At 67.0% G+C, this 551-nt stretch carries 1 protein-coding gene; it reads right to left on the bottom strand.

Annotated features, from left to right (window positions below; translation table 11 throughout):
• On the bottom strand, nucleotides 1-551 hold a 551-nt coding region (locus tag GH663_RS21035), incomplete at both ends, for a cadherin-like domain-containing protein (RefSeq protein WP_170291476.1).

The following is a 551-nucleotide window of genomic DNA, read 5'->3' as shown; positions in this document are numbered from 1 at the left end:
TCGTTCACCGGCGTCACCGTGATCGCCAGCGTCGAGGTGTCGTTGGCACCGGAGCCGTCGGTCAGGGTGTAGGTGGCAACCGGCACCGTGCCGTTGTAGTTGGCGTTTGGCGTGAAGGTGTAGCTGCCGTCGGTGTTGATGACCAGCGTGCCGACCCCGGCCAGGGTGGCGGTGGCGCCGGCGGCGTAGGTCGTGCCGTTTACCGTGAAGGTGGTGACGCTGACCGGGCCATCGACGCTGCTCGTGCCGCTCAGCACCGTGCCCGTCAGCGGACCGCTGTCTTCAGCGATGCTGATCACTTCGTTGGCATCGGTGAAGTCGTCGTTCACCGGCGTCACCGTGATCGCCAGCGTCGAGGTGTCGTTGGCACCGGAGCCGTCGGTCAGGGTGTAGGTGGCGACCGGCACCGTGCCGTTGTAGTTGGCGTTTGGCGTGAAGGTGTAGCTGCCGTTGGCATTGATGACCAGGGTGCCGACCCCGGCCAGGGTGGCGGTGGCGCCGGCGGCGTAGGTCGTGCCGTTTACCGTGAAGGTGGTGACGCTGACCGGGCC

The organism is Dechloromonas hortensis, from assembly GCF_009469765.1.
GTDB lineage: Bacteria > Pseudomonadota > Gammaproteobacteria > Burkholderiales > Rhodocyclaceae > Azonexus > Azonexus hortensis.
Note: the sequence above shows the minus strand (reverse complement) of the source record. Positions and strands in the feature narration are given on the sequence as shown.